Here is an 8,048-nt window from a genome sequence, read left to right as displayed (position 1 = left end):
AAGGGCATCTGGACATCAGACACCATAAGGGTTTAAATAAGAGGGGTCGCTTCTCCAACGAGAAGTGGAATTAATGGAAACTGGAACCTGGACGCTGGGAAGAGCTGGTTTTCTACGGTCGCTTCTCCAACGAGAAGTGGAATTAATGGAAACTCCCACGGGTAGAGCTTGAACAGCACCTCGATCGGGGTCGCTTCTCCAACGAGAAGTGGAATTAATGGAAACGACTGATATGCGCTTAGGTTGTCCTCTTTTTTCTTGGTCGCTTCTCCAACGAGAAGTGGAATTAATGGAAACCGAAAAAGTGCTTAAAAGCAAATTTTTATTATTAAGGTCGCTTCTCCAACGAGAAGTGGAATTAATGGAAACAAGATACATACCCTTGCACCCATCCCCAGCTTTTGAGTCGCTTCTCCAACGAGAAGTGGAATTAATGGAAACTTTGTTCTCCTTTTTGATTTAATTAAACAATTTCTGCCTCAAGTCGCTTCTCCAACGAGAAGTGGAATTAATGGAAACTAGTCCTAACGAGTAAAGGTTCGTAACACTAAAATCGCTAGTCGCTTCTCCAACGAGAAGTGGAATTAATGGAAACCAGAGTTACTTGAACAAGCACCTGCTGACCATTGTAAATGTCGCTTCTCCAACGAGAAGTGGAATTAATGGAAACTGATTAATTGTTGTGCTTTGGCATTTTGTAAAGCGATCATGTCGCTTCTCCAACGAGAAGTGGAATTAATGGAAACTTTCCTACATTGTTCTGTGCTGTACAGGTCACGTAACCGTGTCGCTTCTCCAACGAGAAGTGGAATTAATGGAAACTTTCGATAGTGCGTCCCGTAGAACTCGCCAATTGCTTTGTCGCTTCTCCAACGAGAAGTGGAATTAATGGAAACCCCTTGAATCTAATTAATTACACCACTGGTTTCCGGGAAAGTCGCTTCTCCAACGAGAAGTGGAATTAATGGAAACTCAAACTCTAGATACTTGCTCCTAGCGGGTGACTCTAGAGTCGCTTCTCCAACGAGAAATGGAATTTTTCTAAACAAAAAGGTCGAGATGTAATATCCTGACCTTTAAAAGTATTTTGGAATATATATTTTTATTTATTACTACTCATAAACTTTAAGAATCGCCTCACCAATTCCCTTAACCTTAGCTACCAATTCCTCTGGCTGCACTACCTTAACATTACCGCCAAAACCGACAATCCACCGCAGAAACTCCACATCATCCAAGTACCATGTAGGTAGTACCACTCGGAAGCGATTGGGAAACTGTTTACTTGTGGTTTTTTTCAGACAGAAAATTGACTTAGGTAACATTAATCTTCCGCCCTCAACAGGTGGAGACATATTCATTTGTCTTGCAGGGAATCTCTTAGTGCCTTCAGCGATAAATCTGAACATAGCGTCGTTAAACCACAGTTCTACTGTCACACAAGCCTGAGAACGTTCTTGTTTATCGTGGCTGAGAAACTGACGTTGGTCACTCGCACTATATCCCAAAAAAATACCCGCACTAGCAGCAGAAAGCTTCTGTAATTTCTGTAATGATTTTTCCTGTTCCTCTTTAGAACGGAATCTTCCTTGAAATTGACCTATGAACAATCTATCCAAACGCTCAAACCGGAACAGTCCTGCATACTTTCCACTTTCACACTCAAAACCTAAATACCACGCTTGGTTACAAAAAACGATTTGCAAAGGAAATGCTAAAAAAAAACTTTCTTCATCAAGAACAAACTTACCGCCGCCAGAAAAGCGATTTAATTCCAGTAATTGCCCTTTAGCTATTGCCTCTTCCAATTGCTCTAAATTCCTAGACAGAGCATCGGTTGGTAAAAACTTTGGGTCAATCATACTACGATTAGCAATCGCCCTGACAGGATACACATGATTTACCCCTAACTTACTTTTTAGCATCCGCGTGGCAAATGTTTCATAAATCTCCAGTGCTACAGGATCATCAAGGCTTTTAGCCTGAGACTGGAGAACATCAAACACTTTAGTTAATTCATGTGTTGATAAAATCGCTGTCCCTGCAAAATACCCATCTCTCAAGGGAAATTCTGGCAATATTTTATAAGGCTTGAGAACCTTTTCTATGTCCTTGCGGACAATATCTAAACCATCGCCATCGATAATCCCATTTTCCTTGAGTGCAGACACGAGCGTTTGTAGGCTTCCCTTTCCTGTATCTTGCAAAAATGGGTGGTGGAGAATCAAGCGAATGATTTGTATCAATCTCCGAAAGCTGTCGCAGTTAGAATAAGCATGAGTTACAAAAGTCGATAGAGTAATTGAGCGATCGGGTGATACGGTAATGCCAGAAGAAGGGGCAATACTATTGGCTCCAATAAGGGAATTTTGTTGTAGCCAGTGTAAATCAGATTCGATGGCATTTTTATTAGCATAAATCGCACCGCATAATTTATCCATGAAAGCGGTAACTTCCTCTAAAGAACTTGCAAACAGAGGAACATTACCCAAAATGCTTTCCAGCAAACTGTGGTTAGTAGTTTGCAGATTTCCAATTCCTGGATAGCGAATAATTAGAGAAATTAAATGCATTAAGCGCTCAAAATCCAGCAGCTTACTATAACCGTGTAAAGTAATGTGGCGATTACGATTAGCGCGGTTAGTAAGGGTACGAGGAAGCTGTTGGATTTGGGTTGGAATTTGTTGAATGTCGAACTTGGAAGAGGTGACATCGATTTCTTTGACAGATGCAAATCCCTCTGCTGCTACTGGAGGAAAGTCTTGCAGAGATTTGTACATATTCTCAATGATCGTGTCTGGAACTTGTCGGGTGCGCTGTTGATTCCAAGCTTTGCAAGTTGCCAAAGGAGTTTGCAAATACCACCCCATCCACAAAACCTCTTCCCCATGCTCTGCAAGGCAAGCAACAGATGAATTTAGCTTTATTAGCAAATCCATCCGCCACACACGCTTGGCATTGGTAGCATCATAGATTACCGAATCACCTTGAGCAATTGCATCAGCAATCTCAAAAATTACTTTTTCTTCTATCTGACTCCACTCACCCTGGATACTTGCATCGCCATAGAGTTTTTGGCGAATTGCATCAGTGGAGATAATACGATAATTCCCTAGTTTTGCTAACTCGACCGCGAATGTGGTTTTCCCACTACCGGGGATGCCGATGAGGAAGTGACAGATCATCAAGAGTTCAAGGATAAAAGTTTGTCTACTTTAACTTTTAACTGTTATTTGTTTGTTGTCTAGGCTTTTCAAGCGAATGACGACGGTATTAATCAAGGGTTTAATTAACTTAGCTTCTGAAAGAGAGAAGGGTAAGTAATCGGATTGTTTTTAATTCCAATTTCACCCAATCGAAAGGGTAAAACCCTTCTTGAAATCCCACCCTGGTTCTGGCCAGTTTCCATTAATTCCGATTTAACCCAATCGGTAGGGAATCTAAAAACAGGGGTACTGGATGGTCGGCTAGTCGTTTCCATTAATTCCGATTTAACCCAATCGGTAGGGCCAACCTTCGCAGGTGGCAGTGACGCAAGATTGGTGTTTCCATTAATTCCGATTTAACCCAATCGGTAGGGTTTATGTCTCTTGAAGACTTTGCCTCTAGTTGTTTCCATTAATTCCGATTTAACCCAATCGGTAGGGTAGTATTTCTTGTTTGTCCAACATCAGCAGCGTAACGTTTCCATTAATTCCGATTTAACCCAATCGGTAGGGTCTTTAATTTTCACATTAGTACAATCAGTAAAGTTTCCATTAATTCCGATTTAACCCAATCGGTAGGGTTCAAGCTTTAGAAGCTCAAGTGAAAACTTTGCAGTTTCCATTAATTCCGATTTAACCCAATCGGTAGGGCTCCAAAAACCTCAAATGAAACCTCTTCACAAACAGAGTTTCCATTAATTCCGATTTAACCCAATCGGTAGGGGGTTCCTTTAATGAGCAGTATTGCCGGATTCTTGTTGTTTCCATTAATTCCGATTTAACCCAATCGGTAGGGAGTTCGTCTAGGAGGCTTTGCCCCGTAAGGCTTTCAGCCAACAAATCGACACACCTCTGAAAAAGAGTATATATCTTATGTGAAATTAAGTAAAATACACACCTCAAACCCTTGTTATGTAAGGCATCGACACACCTCAACGAAAAATATAGGGTTTCGGCGATTCGGCGAGGTGTGTAGATGAACATCTCAAACTTCCCGTTAAGAGTTAATAGTGGCGTTGCATAAACAAGCGATGCAATTAATGTATTGAAATCTAAAACTCCTCATACTCTCTGCGCGTCTGCACCTCCGCGTGACATAAATCATCTCACAAAAATGCAATACCTTAACAGGGTACACAATTAAATCTTGCTCAGACATCCAAAAAATATTTCGTCATTCGCATGAAAAGGTATTTACATTCTCGATTTTTCCGAGAAGATGTAAATGTCACAGTAATTCCCCTAGTGCTACATAACTCCAAACTTGCACAAAACCTTAAATACTATATGTGCTTAATTGGCTTATTTTATTCCTAGCTTACCTCTGAAAATTAAGCGATTAATTGACAAAACAAGAATTATTACAAAGTATAACTACTGAGTACAAGTTCAATTTCTTACTGTAATTTAGACAAGACCGCATCCAGTAACTATGGTAAACGTGGCCAAATATACAGCAATAACCTTTGCTCCGGTGCAAGGGTTTATCGAGAAATCTCGTAAACTCCGAGACTTGTATGGTGCATCTCTGATTCTCTCCTATCTTAGCCAGCAGCTAGTAAAAGAAGCTGAAAAAACTACAACAGTCATTTCCCCAGCAATCCCTAACCTCCAAAAAGGAATGCCAAATCGCATTCTTATTAAGGGAGAATTTTCAAAATCAGAGGTAGAAAAAACCTTATTATCCGTGTGGAAGGGAATGTTGAAGGAATGTCGATGCTGGATAGAGGAGAAATTACCTGACTATAAATACCACTGGGAGAGGGAGTGGGCAAACTGGGGAAACCACGCCTGGGAAATTTTTTGGGGAGAAGGCGATAGTATTCAAGCGGCGATGGATGATTTAGAAACCCGTAAACTTTCCCGTGGGTGGACTGCCGTCAACTGGATTGGGGAGAGTTCTAGTTTAACAGGTACGGATGGAATTGCATTTCCCGGATTAGGTGGAGAAGCGAGAAATCCTAAATTGATCACCTATCCTTCAGAAAAAGGAGAGATTGAAAACTTTTATACAGCATTAGCAGCACTAACTGAAAAGCTAGAAAAAGAAACTCCAGAAGGTAAATTTATTGCACCTAACGAAAAGCTGAGTATTCCCGAATTAGTAAAACGTTTAGTTACGTGGGATAAAATTCAAGAAAAACTCGATATAGAAGCACTAGATAAAGGCTTTAAAGAAATTCAACGTAAACCACAAATAGCAGAAAATGTACCCGGACAATGGACAGGTTGGTTTATGGGAGATGGAGATAAAGTTGGCGATCATTTAAAAAATTTAGCTGTTACAGATAATGGCGATCATGAAATAGAAAATTTTAGTTATGCCATGCGTCGTTGGGGAGAAAAATTTGATAAAAATTTCCCTGAAGACTTAGGTAGAGTGGTTTATGCGGGTGGTGATGATTTTTTAGGCATAATTTATAGTAAAAATCCTGCTGAACCTATTCCACCGTTAAAAGCTTTTGAATGGTTAATGACATTGAACGAGCAATGGAAAAAACACAAACAGCCTCTTACTTTAAGTGTTGGCTTTGTCTGGGTAGCTGGTAGCGTACCCCAACGAGATGTACTACAACATTGCAGAGAAGCTGAGAAAAGAGCTAAATCTCTAGGAAGAGATAGAGTTACTATTCGGGTAGTTTTTAATAGTGGTCAATATGTCCAGTGGACTTGTCCTTGGGATTATTTGGATATATTAAAGAAATACAGAGATCGCAACGGTAAAACCTTTACAGAATGGGAATCTAAAGGATGCGATCAAAAGTATTTTCCTAACTGGACTCATATTTATAGTGATTTAGCACAATTGAAAGCTCGTCATGCTATCAGTTTAAATGGAAAACAAAAAAATGTTGATGAACGTATAGCATTAGAACTTTTCAATCTTTACTTTGAGCAACATAAGGAATATTTAGAAAATCACCAAGAAAAAATAGTCGGTTACTCAGACAATATTGAGCTAATAAAATGGATTGATGGTTTAATTCATATAGGATGGCATTTATGTTCAATTATTTAATAATCATCAATCCTTTGGGCTTTATGTATGGAAGTGCTGGATCATTCCTGTCGCCAGAAAACTTAGTAGGGCATTCTGGTGCAAAATTTCCTCCTGAAGCAGCTACCGTATCTGGATTATTTTTTAGTGTTAACCAAGCTCAAAAATTATGGGACGCAGATAATTTAAGTCAAGAATTATATGTAGCGGGGCCATTTTGGGGAGATTGCGAAAACCCAGAATATTTTTATGTACCAATACCTTGGAGTAAAATTATAGCTAAAGATAATTCGAGTGAGTGGAAAATAAAAAATGGAAAGTGGGACTGTGATAAATCAAAACTAGAACCATATTATCAATGGCAAAGGATAAATTTTTGGAATTATCCAGCTGAATCAATTCGTAGTAATGGCTATGCCGAAAAATCTCCCTGGAAATTTTTATCTGTATTACATCCTAGAACAAAAGATGATGAACGATGTACGCTTAAAAAAGATGGCTTATTCCTAGAATATTCTGTACAGATAAACCCAGATCATTGTTTAGTTTATCTATCTACTCATCCGCTACCTGAAGGTTGGTATCGCTTTGGTGGTGAAAATCATATTGTAGAAATCAACAGTTTACAATTGCCAGATGATAGTCCAATTTTAGAGCTTTTACGCCAGCCTATTCAATCTACTTTTGCATTAATTACACCAGGTGTATGGGGTTCAAATCGTTTCTCTCAACGTTATCCTCAAAATGAATTTTTCCCTCACCAGAAAAACATACAAATGCTTACAGATAAACCTTTACCTTATCGTTACCGTGTAGGTGATAGAAAGACAAAACGGGGGCGTTTAGGAAGGGGACGTTATGCTGTTCCATCTGGAAGTGTTTATGTTTTGGAAAAATCAATAGGTAAACCTTGGTGGGATTGGGATGAAGAATGGTTTCCCAAGGAAGGTTTCAGCCTCAAAAGAATGGGATGTGGTTTGTGTCTACCAATAGATATTGAAGTTATAGGAGTTGCTTAATGTATCAGAAAGCTTACGGCATCATTGAAACCTTAGCACCACTTCATGTAGGAGCAACAGCCGGAGAAGAAAGCGGTAATTTAAACCTTATCTTCCGTGACCAATTTACTCAAACAGGTATTATTCCTGGTAGTTCTATCCGTGGTCGTCTGCGTTCAGAAATGCGTCGTACTCAAGGAGAGGCAGAGGCAAATAAATGGTATGGGCATGAAGCAGATACAGAACAGTCAAACAGTACCACAGAATCTCTTGTTAAGTTTGAATATGCCTCTATTGTGTGGTTGCCAGTATTTTGTCCAGGTCAACCGATAGTTTGGGTAACTTCTCCCCGTTTACTCAAACGTTATCAACGAATAGCAGGTAGCTTTATTCCCTCACTCCAAACAGAAAACCTTCCAAGTCTTTATACAGCTTCAAGAAGCTTAAGGGCTTTATCTATAGATGGACAACATAAGTTATTTTTCAATTTTGGTTTTTTAACTATTGAATCCACAGATAATTTATCCCCTTGGTTTCCTTTAGGAGAAGAATTACCAGCAGTCATTGTTGCTGATGATGAAATAGCTATGATTCATGATATGGCGTTATATCGTCAGAGTCGGGTGGCATTGGATAAGAACGAAAAGAAAGCTAAAGAAAAAGCTTTTTTTAATACAGAAGCATTGCCAGAAGAAACTATCTTAGCTTTTCCTATCGCACTTAAAGAAGAGAAGGATGGTAAAAAATGGCAACCTTTTAATCAAAACAATAGCGATGAAATTTATTTAGGAGGGCTGGAATCAATCGGTTTCGGACATTGTAGATTAGCCTTAAAAGAGGTATAAA

4 protein-coding genes and 2 CRISPR repeat arrays are annotated in these 8,048 nt (G+C 39.3%); of the genes, 3 read left to right on the top strand and 1 reads right to left on the bottom strand.

The genetic code is table 11. The features are described 5' to 3' along the window. Positions 1-45: 45 nt before the first annotated feature. Positions 46-1,047: direct repeats of the CRISPR family, unit length 36 nt; unit sequence GTCGCTTCTCCAACGAGAAGTGGAATTAATGGAAAC. Between the two features lie 65 nt (positions 1,048-1,112). Beyond that, positions 1,113-3,185 carry a WYL domain-containing protein gene (locus RMY64_RS10345; RefSeq protein WP_322699959.1) on the bottom strand — a complete coding sequence of 691 codons (2,073 nt, stop codon included), beginning with the start codon at positions 3,183-3,185 and terminating at the stop codon, positions 1,113-1,115. Positions 3,186-3,401: 216 nt separating this feature from the next. Beyond that, positions 3,402-4,002: direct repeats of the CRISPR family, unit length 36 nt; unit sequence GTTTCCATTAATTCCGATTTAACCCAATCGGTAGGG. A 636-nt stretch (positions 4,003-4,638) separates the two neighbouring features. On the opposite strand from RMY64_RS10345, the gene RMY64_RS10340 reads away from it, so the two are divergent. The 3 genes from RMY64_RS10340 to cmr4 are packed head-to-tail and all read left to right on the top strand — an operon-like array spanning position 4,639 to position 8,047. Next, entirely contained in the window at positions 4,639-6,225 is a 1,587-nt protein-coding gene (locus RMY64_RS10340; protein WP_322699958.1) for a Cas10/Cmr2 second palm domain-containing protein, read from the top strand. Next, a complete protein-coding gene (locus RMY64_RS10335) occupies positions 6,210-7,223 on the top strand; it encodes a type III-B CRISPR module-associated Cmr3 family protein (protein ID WP_322699957.1) in 1,014 nt (337 codons plus the stop codon). The genes RMY64_RS10340 and RMY64_RS10335 overlap by 16 nt, the downstream gene beginning before the upstream one ends. Beyond that, entirely contained in the window at positions 7,223-8,047 is an 825-nt protein-coding gene (cmr4, locus tag RMY64_RS10330; RefSeq protein WP_322699956.1) for a type III-B CRISPR module RAMP protein Cmr4, read from the top strand. Before RMY64_RS10335 ends, cmr4 begins: the two co-directional genes overlap by 1 nt. Position 8,048: the final 1 nt, after the last annotated feature.

Source organism: Nostoc sp. DedQUE08, assembly GCF_034530895.1.
Taxonomy (GTDB): domain Bacteria; phylum Cyanobacteriota; class Cyanobacteriia; order Cyanobacteriales; family Nostocaceae; genus Nostoc.
Note: the sequence above shows the minus strand (reverse complement) of the source record. Positions and strands in the feature narration are given on the sequence as shown.

Coding starts and splice junctions, on each gene's coding strand:
- RMY64_RS10345 (WP_322699959.1), bottom strand. CDS start 3,185: ATGATCTGTCACTTCCTCATCGGCATCCCCGGTAGTGGGAAAACCACA.
- RMY64_RS10340 (WP_322699958.1), top strand. CDS start 4,639: ATGGTAAACGTGGCCAAATATACAGCAATAACCTTTGCTCCGGTGCAA.
- RMY64_RS10335 (WP_322699957.1), top strand. CDS start 6,210: ATGTTCAATTATTTAATAATCATCAATCCTTTGGGCTTTATGTATGGA.
- cmr4 (WP_322699956.1), top strand. CDS start 7,223: ATGTATCAGAAAGCTTACGGCATCATTGAAACCTTAGCACCACTTCAT.